Origin of the sequence: Gemmata obscuriglobus, assembly GCF_008065095.1 — a bacterium.
Classification (GTDB): Bacteria; Planctomycetota; Planctomycetia; order Gemmatales; family Gemmataceae; genus Gemmata; species Gemmata obscuriglobus.
Window position 1 is genome coordinate 1,997,023 of sequence record NZ_CP042911.1, and the last position, 18,862, is coordinate 2,015,884.

An 18,862-nucleotide genomic window follows, 5' to 3' on the forward strand; every position below is an offset into this window, starting at 1 on the left:
CCGAATCACCGCCGCACCGGGCGCAACTGGCCGCCCAGCGAGCGAACCCTTCGGTGCCGTGGTTTTGCGTGAGCAGATGCGAGGCTCAGAGGCTACACGGCAAACGTTCGGCGACGGCTTTGATGAGATCAATTGCCGGACCCGAACACACCGAGGTCACACCCGCCTTCATCAGCAGGCGGGTGGCGAACAACCAACAACTTGGGGCGCCGCTACAGCCCTTTGTACGCCGCTTCGAGGTAGTTCACGTACCCCGGCACGTTCGTCACCGGCGACTGGCTCATCATGTCGCGCAGGCTCGATCGCAGGTCCGCGAGCCCGGCCCGCTGGTCCGCCCACGTCGCCGCCAGCGTCACGAGCTGGTCCGTGTCGTCGGCGATGAACTCCGGCAGCCCCAGCGCCGTCAGCAGGCTCATGCTCTGCCGGCCCCGCGCGTCCCGGCCCGCCACCGTGAGCACGGGAACCCCCATCCACAGCGCGTCGCACGTGGTCACGGCGCCGCCGTAGGGGAACGGGTCCAGCATCAGGTCGAGCGGCTGGTACGCCTCGAAGTAATCGCTCCCCGACAGCCGGTACACCAGCTCCAGCCGGTCGGTAACGATCCCGCGCTGCGTGAACCGGGCGGAGATCTCCGCCGACGACGCCACCGATTGGCCCGCCAGCAGCACCAGGCGCGACTTCGGCACCGCCTTCAGTACGGCGGCCCACGCGTCGAGGCACGCGTCGGACAGCTTCGCCGGGTGGTTCAGGCACCCGAAAGTGAACGCCCGGCGGGCCGCGGGCGCCGCGCTCGGCACCGGCGCGTCCGCGGGCGGGACGTACACCCCGCCGAGGTCCGGCAGCCGGAGGAGCTTCTCCACGTAGAGCGCGTCGGCCCCGGGCGGGTCGGCCACCGCGTCCGTCACCCGGTAGTCCATCGCCCTCATGCCGGTCGTCGCCGGGTAGCCGAACAGGCTCAACTGAACCGGGGCCGGCTTGCGCGCGAACAGCAGCAGCCGGTTGCCCTGCCCGTGCCCGTTCAGGTCCGCGAGGATGTCGATCTCGTCGGTGCGGATCAGCTCCGCCGCCCGCTCGTCGGTGAGGTGCGGGATCGGGTGCCAGGTGTCCGCGAGCCGGTGCAGCCGCTCGTACACCTCGCCCTGCCGCCCCGAGTTGGCGTACACCGTGACGTGGAACTGCCGGCGGTCGTGGTGGGTCAGCAGCGCTTCCAGGAACGAGACCGCGGCCCGCGACTTGAACTCGCCGATCACGTACCCCACGCGGACGCGCCCCGGCCGGTTCGTGCGCCGCGGCTTCTCGGCCGGCGTCAGCGGGTCGGCGTGCTTCTGCGCCCAGGCGACGTGCTCGTCGCGGAGCTGTTCCGGGGTCAGCGTGCCCGGGTAGAGCAGGTTCGTCAGCAGCGCGCTTTGTGCGATCGGGTTCGGGGCCAGGTCCAGCGCCTTGCGGAGTGCCGCCACCGCCTCGCCCACCCGCCCCTGCTCGCCGAGGCTGGTGCCGAGGTTCGCCCACGCGTCGGCGAAGCCGTCGCGCAGTTCGACGGCGGCGCGGTACGCCCGCTGCGCCTCGTCGGCGCGGCCCACCGCCTCGTACGCCACGCCGAGCGCGTTCTGCGCCTCCGGGTAGTCGGCGCGCAGCTCGACGGCCTTTTCCAACACCTCCACGGCCTGCTCGTGCTCGCCGGTTGCCGCGAGGTGCAGCCCCAGGTGGCAGTACCCGCGGGGCTGGTCCGGGAACCGCGCGACCGCCTCCCGGAACGCGCCGATCGCCTCCGCGCGCCGCCCGCACCGCGCCAGCGCGTCGCCGAGCAGCGTGAGCCCCTCGGGCACGTCCGGGTTCACCGTTACGGCGCGGGCGAAGCACTCGACGGACCGCGGCCAGTTGCCCACGTCGCCCGCGGCCAGACCCAGGTTGACGAGCACGGCGGGCGCGTCGGGCGAGAGCCGCAGCGCGTCCTCGTAGTGCGGGATGGCGTCGGCGGACCGGCCGGTGCGGCGGTACAGGTTCGCGAGGTTGAAGTGCGTGTTGAGCTGGTCGGGGTCGGCGCCGAGCGATTCGAGGTACAGGCGCTCGGCCTCGTCGGCGTCCCCGCGCTGGGCCACGATCGCGGCCAGGTTGGTGAGCGCCGGCGGGTGGTTCGGGGTCGCGGTGAGGAGCTGCCGGTAGCCGTGCTCGGCTTCGTCGAGCGATCCGCTGCGGTGCGCCGCCACGGCGCGCTGGAAGAGGTCGTCCAGGGTGGCCACAGGTCCCTCCGGCCGGAGCGGGCGAACGGTGCGGGCTGTATTATCCTGAAACGCACCGGGGCGCCAAGTCGCGGGACGTTTCCCGTAACCCGGCGCCCGTGTCAAGTCGGCTCGTTGGGGCCGCTCTTCTCGGAAGGAGAGCTACTCTCCGACGTACGGCAGCAGGCCCATGAAGCGGGCCCGCTTCACCGCGGTGCCGACCTCGCGCTGGAACGTGGCGCACAGCCCGCTCCGCTTGCGGCTCACCAACTTCCCTTGCCCGGTGATCATCTTCTTCAGGTTGCCCACGTCCTTGTAGTCCACGAACGCCGGCCGCGGGCACCCGTCCTTCGTACAAAACCGGCACCGACCCGCCCGCGACCGCCCCAACTTCTTCCGGTTCATGTCGTTCTCAACGCCCCGTGTGGAACTGTAGTGACAGTTCCGGTGATTCGGAAAGGGTTAATATAGACGGCGGGACGAGGAACGGCAACGGACCGGTCGGCAGCGGTCTCTGCGCGCCAACGTGGCCCCGGGGCGTTACACCCCCAGGTCCTTTTTCAGCGCCGCGTACCAGTCCCTGAACCACCCGGTGCGCACCTTGTTGTTCCCGGTCGTCTCCATGGTCTGCACGATCATCTTCTTGATGTCGCGGTCGGGCTTCTTGCCGGCCATCGCGCGTTTCACGTTCCCGAAGATCAGGTCGAACTCGCGCTGGTCGATCTTCCCGTCGTTACCCGCGGCGGTGGCGAGCTGGTCCTCGATCTGTTTCTGCACCCGCGACTCCAGCGCGTAGCTGAACTCGTCGCACACCTGGTTCAGCGCCGCCAGCGCGCTCTCGACCGTCACGCCCAGTTCAATCGCGATGCGGACGATCTCCCGCTCCTCGTTGCGGTCGATGTACTTGTCGTCGTACGCGCGGGCCTTGATCTCGTTGACGATCCGCTTCTTGATGTCGTCCGGGGACATGGGGGCCGGGCTCCTGCTGCGTGGAGGGCTCCGCACCGGGCACCGTTCGGCGCCGCCGGGAGCGATGCGCGAATTTTAGCCCGCCGCCATCGTCTCGCAATGACGGAGCCCGCCCCTCACTTGTCCTTCTTCTTTTTCTTCTTGTGCTCGTCCTTGTGGCCGTTCGCCGACGGGGCCAGCACCACCGACAGCTCCCCACCGGCGCCCACGAGCGCCTCGCGCAGCTTCTTGCCCTTCTTCTTCTCTTTCTTCTTCTCCTTCTTCGACGGGAACGCCCCTTCCGGCGGGTCCACCAGGTCTTCAATGAGTTCGCCGGGGCGCACGCCCAGAGCGCCGGCCAGAGCGATCAGGGTGCTGGCCCGCGGGTCGGCCTTCCGCGCCTGCTCCATCTTCGCCACCAGCGACAGGCTCAGGTCGGCCTTCTCCGCGATCGCCTCCTGCGACAGGCCCGCCGCGGCGCGCAGCGTTTGTAGCCGGTAGGCGATTTGCTTCGACAACCCCATACGCAACCCTCGTGAGGGAATGGAATGTGTGGAAAATGTGTAATCAATGAGATGATACCGAGAATCGGGTAGGACTCAAGTCCTACCCGATTCTAGCGAGGGGGTGTGCGACGGAGGTGCGCGCTACGGCGCTTCTGCGGCGGCGGTGGCGGCGCCCCAGACGGCGGGCACGGTATCCTTGTGGTCGCCCTGGACGTAGAAGCTCTCGCCCCCGTCCGCGACCGTGCGGACCAGGATGGTCTTCCACGGCCGGTAGTAGTACCGCGGGTCGGTCTTCGGCGCCTGGGCGTGGTAGTCGTCGCCGAGCGGCAGCAGGTCGAACACCGCCGTGGTGAACGTGGCGATCCGCTCGCCCCTCTGGTGCGCCACGTTGCGGGCCATCGCCAGCGCCTTCAGGTACACCTCCGGCCCCATCACGGCCGTGCCGAAGTTGAGGACGATCCCGCCTTCCAGCTTCCGGATGTGCTCGGCGAACACCAGGAAGTCGGTGTAGCTGGCGCGGCCCAGCACCCCGCCGTCGGCGTTCGGGTGCTCGTGGATGATGTCGTACCCGATGCCGATGTGCACCGTGACCGGGATCTTGAGCCGGTACGCCGCGGCCAGGACGCTCGCGTGCTTGTACGGGAAGAACCCTTCCGCGATGGCCCGCCCGACGCTCTCGCCCAGCCCCATGCCGTCGCGCACCCCGCGGGTGATCGCGTCGTTCATCTTCCCGGTCTCGTCCCACAGCCCGAACTCCCCGGACGACACGTACCGGGCCACGCTCTCGGTGCTGGCCCCGATCAGCGCGAACTCCCAGTCGTGGATCGGCCCGGCGCCGTTCATGGCGATCAGCGACACCAGCCCGCGCTCCATGAGGTCGATCAGGTGCCGCTGCGCGCCGGCGCGCAGCACGTGCGCGCCCATCATGAGCACCCGGGCGGCCCCGCGGGCCTTCGCCTCGGCCAGCCGCCGGCCGATCGCGGGCAGCGACGGGTGGGCGAACGCGCCGGCGGCGAGCGGCAGCATTACGTCAAGGGTGAGGTCGTGCTGACGGTTGGCGAGCGGCTGGAGCCGGAGCTGCGAGCGGTTGAACTGCGGGTACGGCATCGGTGCCCTCACGCAAAGAGAAAGGAGGTTGGCCGCAAAAACGCACAAGAGGCACAAAAAAGAACGTGGATCAGGGGACCGAATGTGGTATTCGGTCGGCCGCTCCCAGCCTTCTTTTTTGTGCCTCTTGTGCGTTTTTGCGGCCAATCTTCTTCGTTTTATGGCTGTGTGGTGAACTCCAGCCCGGCGCGGGGCGGGTTGGTCTGCCCCGGGGCGGTGTCCGGCGGGAGCAGCTCCCAGGCGCCGCCGGCGCCCATCTGGTAGCCCACCAAGTACATGCGCTTCGACTCTTCCGGGTCGAACACCATGCTGCTGGACCGCCCCTCGAAGTTGTCCGGCAGGGCGATCAGCCCGAACCGCGAGTTGGTCACCCGGCACAGGGCGTGGAGCTTCACCGTGTCGGCCCGGAACAGGGCGTAGAGCGCGGTCGAGACGGCGTTCACGAGCGTCTCGAACGTGCCCGGGTTCTGCCGCGACCGGTTCTGGTGCGTTTTGCCCGCGGACAGGACCCACACGTTCGACCCGGGCGCCAGCGGGCCGTTGGTGCGCACGAACACCTGCGCCAGGTTGCCGGCGTCGGCGTGCAGCTCCTGGTAACGGACCCCGTCGACGGTCACGTCGAACTTGACCGCCGGGACGATGCCCGGGATCGAGCACGCGGCCAGCACCACCTTGCGCACGATCTCCTTCGCGTCCGGGCGGCCGGAGCTGGCGATCCCGCCCAGGTCCCACACCACCAGCCGGTGCGTGAGCACGTTCGAGGTGGCGATGAACAGCCGCCGCCCGTCGGCCTGGGCCGCGCACAGGTCGGCCATGACCTCGTCGTCGATGTACCGCCCGAGCAGTTCCTCGAGCGGCGCCGAGGTCATCAGCGCGCCGCCGCTGAGCACCCCGCGGACCGGGCGCCAGCGGAACAGGTCGGAGCGGCGCAGGCTCACGAAGATGCTGGACAGCGCGCGGTCGTACTTGGGGCCGAGGAACGCGAGGAACGCGGTCGGCGCGCCGCTGCTCACGCCCGTCGCCACGTCGAACGTGGGCCGGGTGCCGGCCGCGCTCCAGCCGACCAGCGCGCCGGCGGTGAACGCGGCGTACTTGCCCCCCCCGGACACGCACAGCACGTTCTGGGGGCGGCCCGCCGGCGGGGCGGCGGCCCCCTGCATCACGGCCGCCAGCCCGGCGACCGCGTCGGTGTCCGCGTCGTGGTAGTCGTCCCCGGGCCGGGCGTTGGACCAGACTTTGGTCGCGACCTCGTCCGGCACCGGCGGGCGCACCTTCGGCCCGAGGCACCCGACGGTCGCGGCGAGCGCCAGCGGCACCAGTCGCGTGAACAACTGCGCGATCCGGGCGCCCCCCAGCCGCCCGAACGAGCCGGTTCCCATGCATACCCCCGCTACGGTCCCTTGTGGGCGGGAGGAGATAGCACCACTCGCACAACCGGTCAAGCGCCAAGTCGGGGTCCGCAGGGCTACGGGTGCCCCTCTGGATTTTGGCATTTGTGAACGGTATGGGAGCCGGCTGGGGAAGCCGTGGCAATCTGGGAGGGATACTGATGCCGACGCTGACTATAGAATACAGTACCGAATCCGAACGGTTGGCCTTGGAACAACTGCTGGGCTATTTCACGGACCTGAATCGTCTGGCCCAAGAAGCTCCCGACGGCACGGTCCTGGCCGCCTGCGAGAAGCATGCACTCGATCAAGGGCGCAAACTGTTGCGGACCACACTCGGTGCCGCCTTGGGTTCACGGATCGAGAAGGACGAGCAAAAAGGGGGCGCGCCCGCACCTGCGCGAAGACGCACCCCGGGCGCTCCAAAGGACCGCACACCCGAACGGTTGTGACCGCCGTTGGTCCGATTGAGCTGGAGCGGAGGTATTTCCACTGCCCCACTTGCGGGCAAGGCGAGTTCGGAGCCGATCGCGGGCTGGGCCTCAGCGGCTACGTCACCCCGGGCGCCTGTCGGATGGCCGTCTTGCTGGGCGTCCAACAGTCCTTCGCCAAAGCCGAAGTGACTCTGGCCGAGGTGGTCGGCTGGGAATTGGACGACAACACCATCCGGCAACTCTGCCACGCCACGGCGGCCCAGGCCACCGCCACCCGGCAACACCGCTCGACCGCTGAAGTCTTCACCCGAGCCCAAGCCGCGGCCAGGACCGAGCGGCCGGTGGACAGCGAGTTGCACATCGACGCGGGCAAGGTCAACACTGTGGAGGACGGTTGGCGGGATCTCAAGATGGCCGTTTTTGCCCGGCGCGAGCGAAGTGCGCCGACCACGGCGATGGACTGGGAGGGACGCGACCTGCCAACCCCGTTGGCGCGGTCGGTGATCGCGGCCGTGGAGGAGGCGAGCCTGTTCGGGAAGCGGTGTCACGACGAGGCCACGCGACTGGAGTGGACCGATTCGAGCCAAATGACGGTACTGGGGATGGGGCCGAGTGGTTGTGGAACGTGTCCGAGCAGCACTTCCGTGACGCGACCCAGGTCCTCGACTTCTGGCATGGGGCGGAGTACCTCGCCAGCGGGGCGAAGGCGGTGTTCGGTCCCGGGGGCCAAGCCGCGACGGCGTTTGTCCGGGGCAAGTCGAAGCTGCTGGAAGACGGATATCCCGGGTTGGTGGACTGGATCGGAGAACTGACCGGGCAGATGCCCGCCGGAGGCGACGGAGCCGCCTTGGGCGGCGTATTGAATTACTTTTGTGGCCAACAGGGGCGGTTGAATTATGCGGTGCGTTTGCGGCGGGGGCAGTCGATTGGAAGCGGGTTGGTGGAGGGAACGGTTAAGCAATTGCTCAACATCAGAATGAAACAAACTGGGGCGAGATGGAATCTGGGGCATGTGGCACCGTTTGTCGAACTGGGGGCATTAGCAGCGGGGCCGGAGTGGAAGGGGTTTTGGGAAAACCAATAACGGGCCAAAATCCAGAGGGGCACCCCAGGGCTACAGGGCTACTCAGAGACTGAAACTGGCTGATGGGCGGCCGCCAGTGCCAGCTCAGGTTTGGCACCAACCGTCCGAATCACGGCTGCGATGGTGCCGGTACCGAGGTGCCGCAGCAGGTACACGGCCACGTTCCGCAGCACCGCCAGCACCCGTGGTGCGGCGCCCCGGCGCACCCGGCACCGGTCCTCGCCCAAGGTCGCGTCGCGGATGTGGTGCCGGCTCTCGATGCCCCAGTGGGTGCGGGTGTACCGGAGTAACGCATCGGGTGCCGCGTCTACCGAGCTCAGACTAGAAATCCCGTACACCACCTCCACGGTTGTCTTCCCACCGACCTGACGGGTGCGCGTGAGCCGGAACACCTGTTGCACCCCGGGCCACCGGGTCAGGTACTCGTTGAGCCAGGTGGTGGTCGTCACGGTCCGCCGCTCGACCCACCCGTGCCCCTGGCTCACCTCACACGCGGTGCCCGCGTCCCGGTCCCACTGGCGCGGCAACCCGGGGGGAAAAGTCGCCCCCGCGGCGGTGGCGAACGCGGCTTCCAGGTCCGTGCACAGCGTACCCTGGTTGCTCTTGGCGTACAGGATGTAATCCCCGCCTCGCTCCTGTACCGCGGCGCACACGTCCGGCTGGGTGAACATGGCGTCCCCGGTGATGACGGTCCCGCCAGCGGGGGCAACACGCCCAGCAACCGGAGCGCCGCCTCGTGCTCGTGGGTGGTGGTCTCGACCGTCATCTGGGCGACCACCGCCGAGACGCCCGGGGCGCACGCGGCCCGCCGGTGGACCCCCGGCCCCTCGCTGTCTCGCGACCCGTGCAACCGCTTGCCGTTCAACGCGAGGTGTTCCCACCCGTCGGGGTGCCGGTCCGCCAACCCGTCCCCGATGATCCGGTCCAGGTGGTCGGCGTCCAACTTTCGCAGCAACCCCGCGCTGGTGTTGGGGCACGGCATATTGCCGTGCCGGAACACCAGCGCGTGACCCAACCGCTTCTGCCGCCGTCGCCCGAACGGAGAAATCGCCTCGGGCGTGGTGTGCCCGCTCATCACCGCTACCAAGCACAGGGTCAACAGGCCTACCAGTGGTGCTGGCGACCGTGATGGCTCCGCGGGGCCGGTAGCTCGGCCAATCGCTCGACCAGGGAACGGGACATCGACGGCCCCTGAAACGAGGAGCCGTACCCATACCCACATGCCGCAGCTTACCCAACACCAATCCGTGCGCAGCCCTGCCCTTCGGTCAATCCTTGTGCCGCCGCGGTGGCGATCTGTTCCATCGTGCGAAAGTCCACGTCCAAACCCGGCCCGTGCTTCCCGAAAGCCCGCTTGGAAACGATTTTGCCCTACGCCGCCGCCAGTTCCCGGAGTTGGTCCGGTTCCTCGGCCGTGAAACGCAGTGTGCTCATGGCCCGTCCTGTGCAACAGTTGCGGCAAATGCGACTCGCGCTTTTCCGATCCCGAGGCCCGAGGGACGCAAGGGCCACTGCAAACCGTGGCGTGACCTCCGCGACGGTCGCGCCGGGGCGAAACTGTTTGACCCGCGCGCGACGGGCGTCATATCATCCAGATTGCCCGGACCGGCTCTCCGAGGGAGACACCGTCATGTTCGCCGCACGAATCGTTGGTGTGTGTGTGCTCGTTGCCTTTGTGGCACTAACCAATGGGGCGGCGCGGGCCGACGACAAGGACCCGGTGTACGAGGGGAAGAAGTTCTCGCAGTGGGTCAGCACGGTGCAGAACGACAAGTCCGCGCGGCAGCGGGCACTGGCGGTCGACGCGCTGAGCAAGATCTGGCTGCTCGAGCCGAGGACCGACGCCATCAGCCACATCACCGCGACGCTGCGCACCGACCCGAGTGCGGCCGTTCGCGCCCAGTGCGCGATCGTGCTCGCCGGGCTCCGCGAGAACGATATGGAGCGGCACGGGGCCAAGCCGCTCATCGAGGTGCTCCGGACCGAGAAAGAGTCGCGCGTCCGCAAGGAGATTATCGCCGCAATGTCCAAGTACCCGGCGGTGTGCGCCGCGGGTGTCGAGTCGCTCATCGCGGTTCTGAAAGACGCCGAGCCAGGCGTGCGCGTCCAGGCCGCCGAGGCGCTGGCCCTGGCTGGTGCGAAGGCCAACTCCGCGGCCGGGCCGCTCGCCGAACTCCTGAAGGACGGCGAGAAGCCGGTGCGCGTCGCGGCCGTTTACGCGCTCGGTCGAATCGCCCCTGAAGCGGGCACCACGATCGCGGAGGCACTTGCCGCGATGCTGGCCACCGAGAAGGAAGCCGACATCAAGCGTGAGGTGCTCGCGTCGCTGGGACTGCTGGGAGAGAAGTCCGGACCGGTTGTAACGGCTCTCACGGCGGCGCTCGCGGACAAGGACGACGACGTGCGGCGCGGCGCGGCCCGCACACTGGGTACGCTCGGCACCGCTGCCGCTGGTGCGACGGACGAACTGTTCAAAGTGCTGACCACCGACCCCACCAAGGATATTCGCGTGGACGCGGTGCGGGCGTTCGGCTCGGCGTTGGGGCCGAACGGGGTGAAAGCGCGGCTCGCGGACCTCCGCCCACTGCTCGACCCCAAAAAGCAACCGGATTACGAGGTCCGGCTCGCGCTGATCGAGGAGGTCGCGGCGCTCGGGTACGAGCACCTCGGGGCCGATTTGCTGTCGACGGACAAGGCCGTGAAGGCCGCGGCCGAGGAGACGCTCCGGGCGCTGCGGTTGCGCCTCGCCGATCCGCAGGTCAAGGTCCGCGAGGCGGCCGGAATCGCGGTGCGCAAGATCGAAAAGAAGCCCGAGCCCAAGAAGGAGCCCGCGCCGAAGAAGGAGCCGTGAAGTGAACGGCTCGGCGGCTCACGTGAGGCCATTCGCCGCGGTCTCGCACCGCGCGGCGCGGCCGGCGTTTGATGGCTGGGGGGATTATGCGAGACGCATCCGCGGCAACGGTGTTTGCTTACTTGGGCTCAGAGGCCGGTGCGTTGGTGTGCCTGTTCGCCAGATCGGAACGTCGGTGCCACGAGAACCTGATATAACTGTCTACGCCCCTGAGCGGACTGCCGGACGCAACGGCTACGGAGGTCCGGTAGCCGCCCGCTCGGCGGGCATTATGATCGCTTTTAAAGACAATTTCGCGATCTTCATATTATTCTGCACATCTTATCTGTTCGTGCGAAGCGATACAACCCGGTTGACTTCGTTTTCGTCCGTTCTAGATACAGGATGAATTCCCTGAATTCAGCTATTGCCATAGCTCGCCCCGATGAATTCGCATTGACGGTTGGGAGCGTCGCAGATGTCCACCCCGGGTACCCTGTCAGCAGCCCTCGCGTTCGTGCCGAATTGGTGGCAGGAGTCCGCCGACCCGGCCGCGTTCGACGCGCTGCTCGTAAACTGGGCCCGTGCGTGCGGGTGGCGTGCGTGCGGGTTCGTGTGGTCCGGTGAGGGGCCGCCCGTTGTGAAGACGGTGCAGGCCGGGGCGCCGCTCGAGCTGCCGGCGCCGCCGGAAGTGCCCGACGCGCTCCGCCGGCTTAAGAGCGGTGAGGCCACGGTGGCGTACTCGCTCCCCGGCACGACCGGGCGCGTGTTCGCCGCCGTTCAACCGGCCGGGCGCCCCGCCGGGGTGCTGTGGGCCGAAAAGGCCGCCGGCAACCCCTGGACCGATTCGGACCGCGCGTACATGGCGCTGGCCGCCAAGACCGTCGAGCGGGCGCCGACCCTCTCCGCCGTCGTGGGGCCGGTGCTCGACCCCGACCGCCTGTACCAGCGGCTCGGCGACGTGGCCGTGATCGCCGGCCGCATGGCCCACGACTTCGACAACCTGCTGCAAGGGATCATCGGGTTTTCGGACCTCACCCTCCCGCTGCTCCAGCCGGGCTCGCAGCCCGCGAACTTCGTGACCGAGATCGGGAAGGTGGGGCAGCGCGGGATCCAGTTCACCCAGCAGCTCCACCACCTGAGCCGGAGCGGGCAAGTGAAGCCCAGCCCCGGCGCGGTGGCGCTGGCCGTTACCAAAGAAGAGACCCGCCTCAAGCTCGTCGCGCCCGGCGTGCGGATCGAAAAGGACCTGGTACCGAACCTGCCGCCGGTGGCGGTGGAGACCGGCCCGCTCCAGATCGTGCTCGGCCACCTGATGGAGAACGCCGTGGAAGCGTGCCCGGCCGGCGGGGTGGTGCGGGTGGCCGCCCGCCCGGTCGAACTGAGCGACGCCGACTCGCGCGGCTACCTTGGCCGCGCGGCGGTCGGCGGGTACCTCCAAATCACCGTTTCCGACACCGGCCCGGGCATCAAGCCGGAGGTGCGGCGGCGGCTGTTCGTTGAACCGTTCTTCACCACCAAGGTGCGGCACCGCGGGCTCGGGCTGGCCATCGCGTACCGGGTCCTGTGCTCGCACCGCGGTGGCATCCAGATCGAATCCGTGCCCGCGCCGGGGACCGGTACGCAGGTGCGCGTCGTGCTGCCGCTGGCGGCCGTGCGGCCGCCGGCGGTCGCACCCGGGACCATCACCGCTACCGCCGTCGGAGGCTGAACACCGTGCCGTACGATCTTGACGACTACCGCCTGACCCAAACACCCAAGCCGATGTATCCCATGACTCCTCCACCGAAAGCGCAACCGCAGCCCGCGCCACGGGAGCTGCAGTCGTCGGGCGACATCCACATCCTGATTCTGGACGACGACCCCCACACCTGTGCGGTCATCCAGGCGGCGCTGAACAACCGCGACTTCGTCACGGAAGTGGTGTCCGACCCGATGATGGTGCAGTCGGCCCTCTCGTCGGGCCAGCGGTACCACCTGATCGTCCTCGACTACGTGCTCCCGGGCCTGGAGCCGGAGCAGGTGTTCGGCTGGATCCGCGACCACCAGCCCGACGCGAACATCGTCGTGGTGACCGGGTACCCGTCGGTGGACAGCGCGATCAACTGCCTCCGCGCCAAGACCTGCGACTACCTGACCAAACCGTTCCAGATCGAGCAGCTCCGCGAGATCGTGTACCGGTGCCTGGAGAGCCAGGGCCTGCTGCGCATGACCGAGGACGCGCTCAAGGAGGCGCTCGGCGCGGCGATCCGCGAGCGCCGCAAGGCGCTGAGCCTCACCCTCTCGAACATGAGCGACCGGACCGGGGTCTCGCTGGGGTACCTCAGCCAGATCGAACTGGGCAAGAACTCGGCGTCCATCGAAACGCTCTACCGCATCTGCCTGGCGCTCGGGATGAAGATGAGCGAGCTGTTCCAGTCGGTGCAGCGGGCGTAAATCAGCAGGTCTCAGGTCAGAAAAGTCACAAGTCCCAAGTCGAAGAGCTGCCCACTGCGGAAGCTCTTCGACTTGGGACTTGTGACTTTTCTGACCTGAGACCTGCAAACTTAGAAATCGTCGCCGAGGACTTCGCCGCCCGCCGGTGAGAGCAACGCGCCGAGCGTCTTGTCACTGATGCCGTCCGCGATGAACCGCACCGAGCCGTCCCAGAGCAGCGCCTGGAACCCGCCCTTAAACTGACCGCCGAACTTCTTCTTCAAGTCTTTGGGAAGCTCCTTTCCAGGGAGCATGACATCGTCGGGCTTCGTCCAGACGACGGGATCGGCCGCCTCAACCACTGCCAGCGTGTTGGACGTACCGTCGGTGATAAAAACCAGAGTGGTCGCCAGCGGGGGCATCGCCTTCGGCCCGATCACCATTTGCAGGTTCGTGTAGCCCGGCTTACCCGGCTTCTGGACCGGAGCATAGATGTTGGGCATCTTCTCGATCAGCTTCTTGTTGTTCTCGGAGTCCCACGGCTCGTCGAGCTTGAACTGCTTGTACAGCGCGTCCTGCTCGAGGTACGGCAGGAGGGCGACCCGCCAGCTCAGCAGCGGTTTGTCGGTCGCTTTCGTGAGCCTGGTGCCATTCGCCCCGGTGCCGTGAATCGGAATCCACGCGTTGCTGTCGTGGAAGTTGTGCAGCGCGAGGCCGATCATTTTTAGGTTGTTCGACACCTTCATCCGCGCGGCGGCCTCGCGCACTTTCTTGGCCCCTTCCACCACCATTGTGCCGAAGTCAAAGTCGGCCTTGTAGTCGGCGACCAGTGTGACGTCCGAGCCGCTCACCTCCAGCTTCGCGCCCGCGAGGGCGCGGTCGGCCTCCTTCACCGCTGCGAGCAGCGGGCCGAGGTCCTCAGTGCCCTGACGCTTCAGGAACTTCGCGATCTCGTCGGTTGCGACTTTGATGAACTCCTGACCCTTGTCCTTCGCTTTGCCCGCAGCATCGGCGTCGGCGAACGCCGCGCGCCCGGCAAGGACGAGCGTTTTGTCTTTCAGGTTCCCGGTCACGGTTACGGCCCGTGCGGCGAGCAGCGGGCCAACATCGCCCATCTCGCGGCCGTTCTTTAGTTCGTTAGGCAATTTGTCGAGCTGGACGTGGGCGAACAGCGTGTGCCCCGCGGCGGCCTTTGACAGGTCCGGGGTGAGCGGCCAGCCGGCGCGGTCCTTCGCGTACCCGTCGAGGTACTTTTTCCGCAAGCTTCGGGTCAGCACCACGAGCGTTTTGTCGTCCGGGAAGTGCGCGTCCGCCGTGGGTGAAACGATGTAGCACCCGTCCGCGTCCGGCTCCGTGCCCTGTTTGATTCCGAACGCCCCGTTCTTGGGGATCGCAGTGTTGGCCTTCACGATCAGGACGAGTTGCGGCCCGTCGCGCTCTGTCACGTCGGTCACGCAGACCGTCACGGCGTCGACATCGGACGGCTTGAAACCGGTCTGACTGGCGAACCCCTTCTCGACCTCGTTCCACTCGGCTGCGCCACCGGCCTTCGTGAACGCTTGCCTGATTTCTGCGAACAGGGCGCCGTCGCGGATCTGCTTTATGTCAACGTGCGCGAAAGCGACGTAATCGGATTTCACCGCCGTAGGCGGGGCGGACGGGTCGGGTGCGGCTTCCTTCTTGCGACACGCCGGCACAACGGTCAGCCCGAAGAGCAAGAGGCCGAACGGCACCAGGAACGACCGGCGGAACATGACGCTCCTCCGTTTGGGGAAGGGATCACGAGGCGAAACTCACCGCTTCAATCGCTCACGCACGGACTCCAGCACCGACTGCTCGTCGGGGAACGTTCCGGTTTGGAGCTTCGAGTAGATTAACTCGCCGTTAACCGTGACCTCGAAGCACCCGCCGCCGGCGGGTACGAGCGTCAGCCCCTTCACTTTTTGTTTCAGACTCGTGAGCAGTGTGGCCGCCAGACTGACGGCTTTGGGCTCGTACCCTCAGAGCGAGCAGTACTTCAGTTCGATGTTCATTAACGTGTTCTCCTCGTTCGCGCCGTGCGAACGGGAGAATTGTAGGCACATTAACGGCGAACGCCCCGACTTGCGCCGGGGCGTTCGTTATTGACCAGAGGGAGGAACTCAGGCGCCAGCCACACCCCCGCCGCGGTTAGCAAGGAGAAATGACTCGAGCCCGCTCGGCCCGCCGGTGTGGACGAACAGATACGTGACGTTTCCGCGGGACCCTTGTTTCACGAGTACTTGGGCCCGAGCGTGTGAACTGCTCACCTCGGGCACGTTCTTGAGGTTGAAGCCGCTGTCGTGTGGGAAGACGTAAACCACCGCGAACCCGCCGTCCGTGCGGCTGCGGAACACGAGCACCGGCACGTCGCGCCCTTGAACCGTCTCGTGACCGCGGTAGGTGAGCAGGTCGTAATCGAACGGCAGCGGGAGCCGGTCTGGCAACCTCTGCGCCGCCAGCCACCGTTCGGTGCTCTCTTGCTTGTTCGCGGAAAGCTCGCCGTTGCGCTCGACCAGATGCGACACGTCGAGGGCGGGCCGCGTGTTCGAGATGACCCCCGCACCGATACCGATCAGGAGCAGCGCCGCAGTGGCCATCGCGGCGTACTGGTACACCTTCCGACGAAGTACCTCGCCCCGCTTGCTCGCGGCGTGCGCGACGAGCTTGCCCCGCAGGCCCGCGGGGACCGGGACGTTCACCATCGCGCGCCCCACCGCGCGGTCGAATGAGGCGATCGCGCGGGCGTCCGCGGCGCACGCCGGGCAGGTCGCCAGGTGTTGGTCGAGCGGCGCCGTAACGTCCGCGCCGAGTTCGTCGGCCACTTGGCGCCGCATGCGGAGGTAAAATTGTGCGTCGCGGCAGTCCATCACGTCACCTTCTTCGGGCCGTCTCCTGAGAGGGCCGGTTGTTCCTGGTCGGCGCCGTCGGGCGGTGCCAGTCGCGACCGGAGGTACGCCTTCCCGCGGGCCAACCGCGACATCACCGTTCCGATCGGCAGTTCCATCTGATCGGCGATGTCGCGGTAGCTGAAGTCTTCAAAATAAAACAGAATGATCGGCGTTCGGAACGTTTCGTCCAGGTCGTTCAGCGCCTGCTGCAGTTTCGCCGGATCGATCTCGGGCATCTCGTCGGCCGAGCGCCCCGGCAGATCGCCGACCGCATCGAGCGGGACGACCCGGTGCCGCTTCTGGTCACGGACTTTGTGCAGGTACAGGTTCCGCAAAATTCGGAACAGCCAGGCCCTGGCGCGATCGAGTTCGCGTAGCTGCGGCAACCGGGCGAGTGCCTTACCGAACGTCTCTTGCGTGAGGTCTTCGGCGTCCGAAGACGACCCGCTGAGCCGGTAGGCGTACCGGTAGAGTGCCTCGTAGTGGGCGTCGATCAACTGGTGCAACTCACCGTTCGACCCCATACGCGATCCTCACTCCTCTACGAACCCACTTCCCGGCGTTTATTCCCAGCGGCAGAGAAGAAGTTCCTGTTCTCGTCCGGTGACTTCGCGTCCAGAACGAATTACGCGCGTTTGTTGTATTTCGTTGCGGGGCAACGAGACTCAAGAAGAACAGAGACGCCGCTCGAAACGGGAAAAATTGGGTCGACCGATTTTTTTTGGGAATAACCTTGGCGGGTTCGTATCTATGTGGGCGTGGGTGCTGCGACGCACCCGCAACTTGTAACATTCGATCCCTCGGAAATCATGAGCCTATCAGGGTTTGTGATGAATTCGTTGGGATCGAGTGAGCTACCGGTTGCGAAGGGGCGTCGGGTATCCAACAAAACAGAAGCCCGCGTTCCGGGATGCCCGGGGCGTGTCGAGCCTCTCTGTTGTTCCCACCAGTGTCACCGTTTTTGGAGAATCCCCATGAAGAAGATCATCGCGATCCTGGTCGTTGCCCTGAGCGTCACCGCGGTTGTTGGCTGCGGCGGCACCAGCGCCACCACCGGCGCCCCGAGCACCAAGAAGTAAGTCGCTGCCCGCTTATGCGGGCCGAACTTCTGAGAGGGTCGGCCGGATTCGTCCGGCTGGCTCTCTTGCCATTTCACGCCGGCTCGCGACACTTCCTCCGAACGCACACGCTTTCAATTTATCCCGAGGGCTTCTCGTGAGTCGCACCCTTGCCTACGTTTTGGTTTTTGTTTTGACCGTTAGTGCGATCGGGTGTGGTGGGGGGCGTGAGCGCGGCAAAAACAGTGACTTCGATCGGCCACAGCCGCAGAAAAAGTGAGCGCAGGTAAGCCGATGTACCGGTTCGCGGACCGGCACGCTCGCGTTACGCCAAGATCTCTTCCACCACGTTGCCTTTTACGTCGGTCAGCCGCTCGTCCTTGCCGTTGTGGAAGAACGTCAACTTCGTGTGGTCAAAGCCGAGCAGGTGCAGAATAGTGGCGTGCAGGTCGTGGACGTGGGCGCGGCCCTCAATGCCGTTGAGTCCGAACTCGTCCGTTTTGCCGTGCGTGAAGCCGCCTTTTACGCCGCCGCCGGCCATGAGCATGGAGAAGCCGTAAGGGTTGTGGTCGCGCCCGCTCACTCCCTCCGTCATCGGGGTGCGGCCGAACTCGCCGCCCCAGATCACTAGTGTGTCGTCGAGTAACCCGCGCTGCTTCAGGTCGCGGATCAGTGCCGCGCTCGGTTGGTCGGCGCGGAGGCACATCTTCGTGTGGTTGCCCTCGATATCCGCGTGGGCGTCCCACTGGCTCCCGGCCCCGCAATAGATTTGCACGAACCGCACGCCGCGCTCCACCAGACGCCGGGCCAGTAGGCACCGGTGGCCGAACTCTGCCGTCTCCTTGCGGTTGAGCCCGTACATCTCTTTCGTCTTGTCGCTCTCCTGGGTCAAGTCGACGGCCTCCGGGGCGCTGGCCTGCATCCGGAACGCCAGTTCGTAGGCCGCCTGGCGCGCGGCGAGTTCCGTATCCCCCGCCCGCTCACGCCGGTGGATCGCGTTGAGTTCGCTGATGAGGCCGAGCTTGTCCGTCTGACGGGCGGTGCTGACATCGGCCGGGGGAGCGAGGTTCAGAATCGGGTGCGCCCCGCTGCTGAAGTGGGTGCCCTGGTAGGTCGCGGGCATGTAGCCCGTTCCCCAGACGCGGGCGCCGCCGAACACCTGCCCGCTGCCCTCGGTGAACACCACGAACCCCGGCAGGTTGCGGTTCACGCTCCCCAACCCGTACAGCGCCCAGGCGCCGAGGCTCGGCCGCCCCGCGAGGATGCTGCCGGTGTTCATCTGGCACACGCTGCCGACGTGGTTCAGCCCGTCGGCCCAGCACGCGCGGAGCAGGGTGAAGTCGTCGGCGCATTTCGCCATGTGCGGGAGCCAGTCGCTGAAGTCCATCCCGCTCTGACCGTGCTTTTTAAACCTCCGCTTGCTGGCGAGCAGGTTGTTGCCGCCGGTGCCCATTGGGGTGAGCACCTTGCCGAAACTCGCGGGCAGCGGCTTGCCGTGCTGCCGGGTGAGTTCGGGCTTGGGGTCGAGCAGATCGACGTGCGACGGGCCGCCTTCCATGAACAGGAAGATGACCCGCTTCGCCTTCGGCTCGAAGTGCGGCTTCTTCGGCCCCAGCGGGTCGGCAATTTTTGACCCGTCCGAAGCATCGCTCTCTGCAGAGAGCGCGGCCAGTGCCAGCGCACCGAACCCGCTTCCGGCAGAACGCAGGAAGTCGCGGCGCGAAGAGAACAGGGGAACGTGCATGGAACTTCTCGGGGGCAGCAGCCGGGAAGGCTTCCCCCGTTTTACCCTCTGTAACCGGGCGTTGCATCAAGAGTTTTTGCGTTTTTGATGGGATAGCGTTGGCAGTTGTTGGTGAATCTGCGTAACGGCGTGAAAAAACGGTGATGAATCGGGGTGGGCGGCGCGGTAAACTCTGCTCCGAGATTCCGGGTACGGTCTGATGCCCTCCCGCGGACGCCTC

14 protein-coding genes and 3 pseudogenes are annotated in these 18,862 nt (G+C 66.8%); 4 read left to right on the forward strand and 13 right to left on the reverse strand.

Annotated elements, in window-relative coordinates:
• Positions 1-212: 212 nt before the first annotated feature.
• The 6 genes from GobsT_RS08375 to GobsT_RS08400 form a co-directional block, all read right to left on the reverse strand.
• Positions 213-2,240: an O-linked N-acetylglucosamine transferase, SPINDLY family protein gene (locus GobsT_RS08375; protein WP_010041642.1), complete on the reverse strand. Its 2,028-nt coding sequence runs from the start codon at positions 2,238-2,240 to the stop codon at positions 213-215.
• Between the two features lie 141 nt (positions 2,241-2,381).
• Entirely contained in the window at positions 2,382-2,624 is a 243-nt protein-coding gene (gene rpsR / locus GobsT_RS08380; protein ID WP_010041640.1) for a 30S ribosomal protein S18, read from the reverse strand.
• Between the two features lie 135 nt (positions 2,625-2,759).
• Positions 2,760-3,188 carry a hypothetical protein gene (locus tag GobsT_RS08385; protein ID WP_010041637.1) on the reverse strand — a complete coding sequence of 143 codons (429 nt, stop codon included), beginning with the start codon at positions 3,186-3,188 and terminating at the stop codon, positions 2,760-2,762.
• Between the two features lie 116 nt (positions 3,189-3,304).
• The gene (locus GobsT_RS08390) at positions 3,305-3,691 is read right to left on the reverse strand and encodes a helix-turn-helix domain-containing protein (RefSeq protein ID WP_010041636.1); all 387 of its coding nucleotides are present in this window, start codon (positions 3,689-3,691) and stop codon (positions 3,305-3,307) included.
• A gap of 123 nt (positions 3,692-3,814) precedes the next feature.
• Positions 3,815-4,780 (reverse strand): GSU2086 family protein, encoded by a 966-nt coding sequence (locus GobsT_RS08395; RefSeq protein WP_010041633.1) that lies wholly within the window; start codon positions 4,778-4,780, stop codon positions 3,815-3,817.
• A gap of 158 nt (positions 4,781-4,938) precedes the next feature.
• Entirely contained in the window at positions 4,939-6,159 is a 1,221-nt protein-coding gene (locus GobsT_RS08400) for a patatin-like phospholipase family protein (protein ID WP_010049163.1), read from the reverse strand.
• A 295-nt stretch (positions 6,160-6,454) separates the two neighbouring features.
• Here GobsT_RS08400 and GobsT_RS08410 point away from each other — a divergent pair.
• A pseudogene (locus GobsT_RS08410) lies at positions 6,455-7,686 on the forward strand (ISKra4-like element ISGob7 family transposase).
• Between the two features lie 38 nt (positions 7,687-7,724).
• Here the strand turns inward: GobsT_RS08410 and GobsT_RS40445 are convergent.
• Together GobsT_RS40445 and GobsT_RS40975 are read right to left on the reverse strand one after the other, a co-directional pair.
• On the reverse strand, positions 7,725-8,663 hold the full coding sequence (locus GobsT_RS40445; protein WP_417936322.1) for an ISAs1 family transposase: 939 nt from the start codon (positions 8,661-8,663) through the stop codon (positions 7,725-7,727).
• Positions 8,612-8,908 (reverse strand): annotated as a pseudogene (locus GobsT_RS40975) (transposase family protein); the annotation flags it as partial. The pseudogene GobsT_RS40975 and the gene GobsT_RS40445, both read right to left, overlap by 52 nt.
• A gap of 408 nt (positions 8,909-9,316) precedes the next feature.
• On the opposite strand from GobsT_RS40975, the gene GobsT_RS08425 reads away from it, so the two are divergent.
• The 3 genes from GobsT_RS08425 (at position 9,317) to GobsT_RS08435 (ending at position 12,952) form a co-directional block, all read left to right on the forward strand.
• On the forward strand, positions 9,317-10,537 hold the full coding sequence (locus GobsT_RS08425; RefSeq protein ID WP_010049156.1) for a HEAT repeat domain-containing protein: 1,221 nt from the start codon (positions 9,317-9,319) through the stop codon (positions 10,535-10,537).
• 457 nt (positions 10,538-10,994) lie between these two features.
• On the forward strand, positions 10,995-12,227 hold the full coding sequence (locus GobsT_RS08430) for an ATP-binding protein (protein WP_010049154.1): 1,233 nt from the start codon (positions 10,995-10,997) through the stop codon (positions 12,225-12,227).
• Between the two features lie 5 nt (positions 12,228-12,232).
• Entirely contained in the window at positions 12,233-12,952 is a 720-nt protein-coding gene (locus tag GobsT_RS08435) for a response regulator (protein WP_010049152.1), read from the forward strand.
• 110 nt (positions 12,953-13,062) lie between these two features.
• Here the strand turns inward: GobsT_RS08435 and GobsT_RS08440 are convergent, their stop codons facing one another.
• The 5 genes and pseudogenes from GobsT_RS08440 to GobsT_RS08460 all read right to left on the reverse strand — a co-directional run bounded on the left by GobsT_RS08440 (position 13,063) and on the right by GobsT_RS08460 (position 18,642).
• Positions 13,063-14,685: a DUF1559 family PulG-like putative transporter gene (locus GobsT_RS08440; protein WP_109571207.1), complete on the reverse strand. Its 1,623-nt coding sequence runs from the start codon at positions 14,683-14,685 to the stop codon at positions 13,063-13,065.
• Positions 14,686-14,724: 39 nt separating this feature from the next.
• Positions 14,725-14,919: pseudogene (locus tag GobsT_RS08445) on the reverse strand (Rdx family protein); the annotation flags it as partial.
• A gap of 153 nt (positions 14,920-15,072) precedes the next feature.
• A complete protein-coding gene (locus tag GobsT_RS08450) occupies positions 15,073-15,819 on the reverse strand; it encodes a hypothetical protein (protein WP_010045296.1) in 747 nt (248 codons plus the stop codon).
• Complete coding sequence (locus tag GobsT_RS08455) at positions 15,819-16,364, reverse strand: RNA polymerase sigma factor (protein ID WP_010045294.1); 546 nt, start codon at positions 16,362-16,364, stop codon at positions 15,819-15,821. Before GobsT_RS08455 ends, GobsT_RS08450 begins: the two co-directional genes overlap by 1 nt.
• An 859-nt stretch (positions 16,365-17,223) precedes the next feature.
• On the reverse strand, positions 17,224-18,642 hold the full coding sequence (locus GobsT_RS08460) for a DUF1501 domain-containing protein (protein WP_010045290.1): 1,419 nt from the start codon (positions 18,640-18,642) through the stop codon (positions 17,224-17,226).
• Positions 18,643-18,862 lie beyond the last annotated feature (220 nt).

Bases quoted from the DNA above. Each gene is read 5' to 3' on its own strand.
- GobsT_RS08440 (WP_109571207.1), bottom strand. From the start codon at position 14,685: ATGTTCCGCCGGTCGTTCCTGGTGCCGTTCGGCCTCTTGCTCTTCGGG.
- GobsT_RS08400 (WP_010049163.1), bottom strand. From the start codon at position 6,159: ATGGGAACCGGCTCGTTCGGGCGGCTGGGGGGCGCCCGGATCGCGCAG.
- GobsT_RS08425 (WP_010049156.1), top strand. From the start codon at position 9,317: ATGTTCGCCGCACGAATCGTTGGTGTGTGTGTGCTCGTTGCCTTTGTG.
- GobsT_RS08460 (WP_010045290.1), bottom strand. From the start codon at position 18,642: ATGCACGTTCCCCTGTTCTCTTCGCGCCGCGACTTCCTGCGTTCTGCC.
- GobsT_RS08385 (WP_010041637.1), bottom strand. From the start codon at position 3,188: ATGTCCCCGGACGACATCAAGAAGCGGATCGTCAACGAGATCAAGGCC.
- GobsT_RS08450 (WP_010045296.1), bottom strand. From the start codon at position 15,819: ATGGACTGCCGCGACGCACAATTTTACCTCCGCATGCGGCGCCAAGTG.
- GobsT_RS08395 (WP_010041633.1), bottom strand. From the start codon at position 4,780: ATGCCGTACCCGCAGTTCAACCGCTCGCAGCTCCGGCTCCAGCCGCTC.
- GobsT_RS08390 (WP_010041636.1), bottom strand. From the start codon at position 3,691: ATGGGGTTGTCGAAGCAAATCGCCTACCGGCTACAAACGCTGCGCGCC.
- GobsT_RS08455 (WP_010045294.1), bottom strand. From the start codon at position 16,364: ATGGGGTCGAACGGTGAGTTGCACCAGTTGATCGACGCCCACTACGAG.
- GobsT_RS08430 (WP_010049154.1), top strand. From the start codon at position 10,995: ATGTCCACCCCGGGTACCCTGTCAGCAGCCCTCGCGTTCGTGCCGAAT.
- rpsR (WP_010041640.1), bottom strand. From the start codon at position 2,624: ATGAACCGGAAGAAGTTGGGGCGGTCGCGGGCGGGTCGGTGCCGGTTT.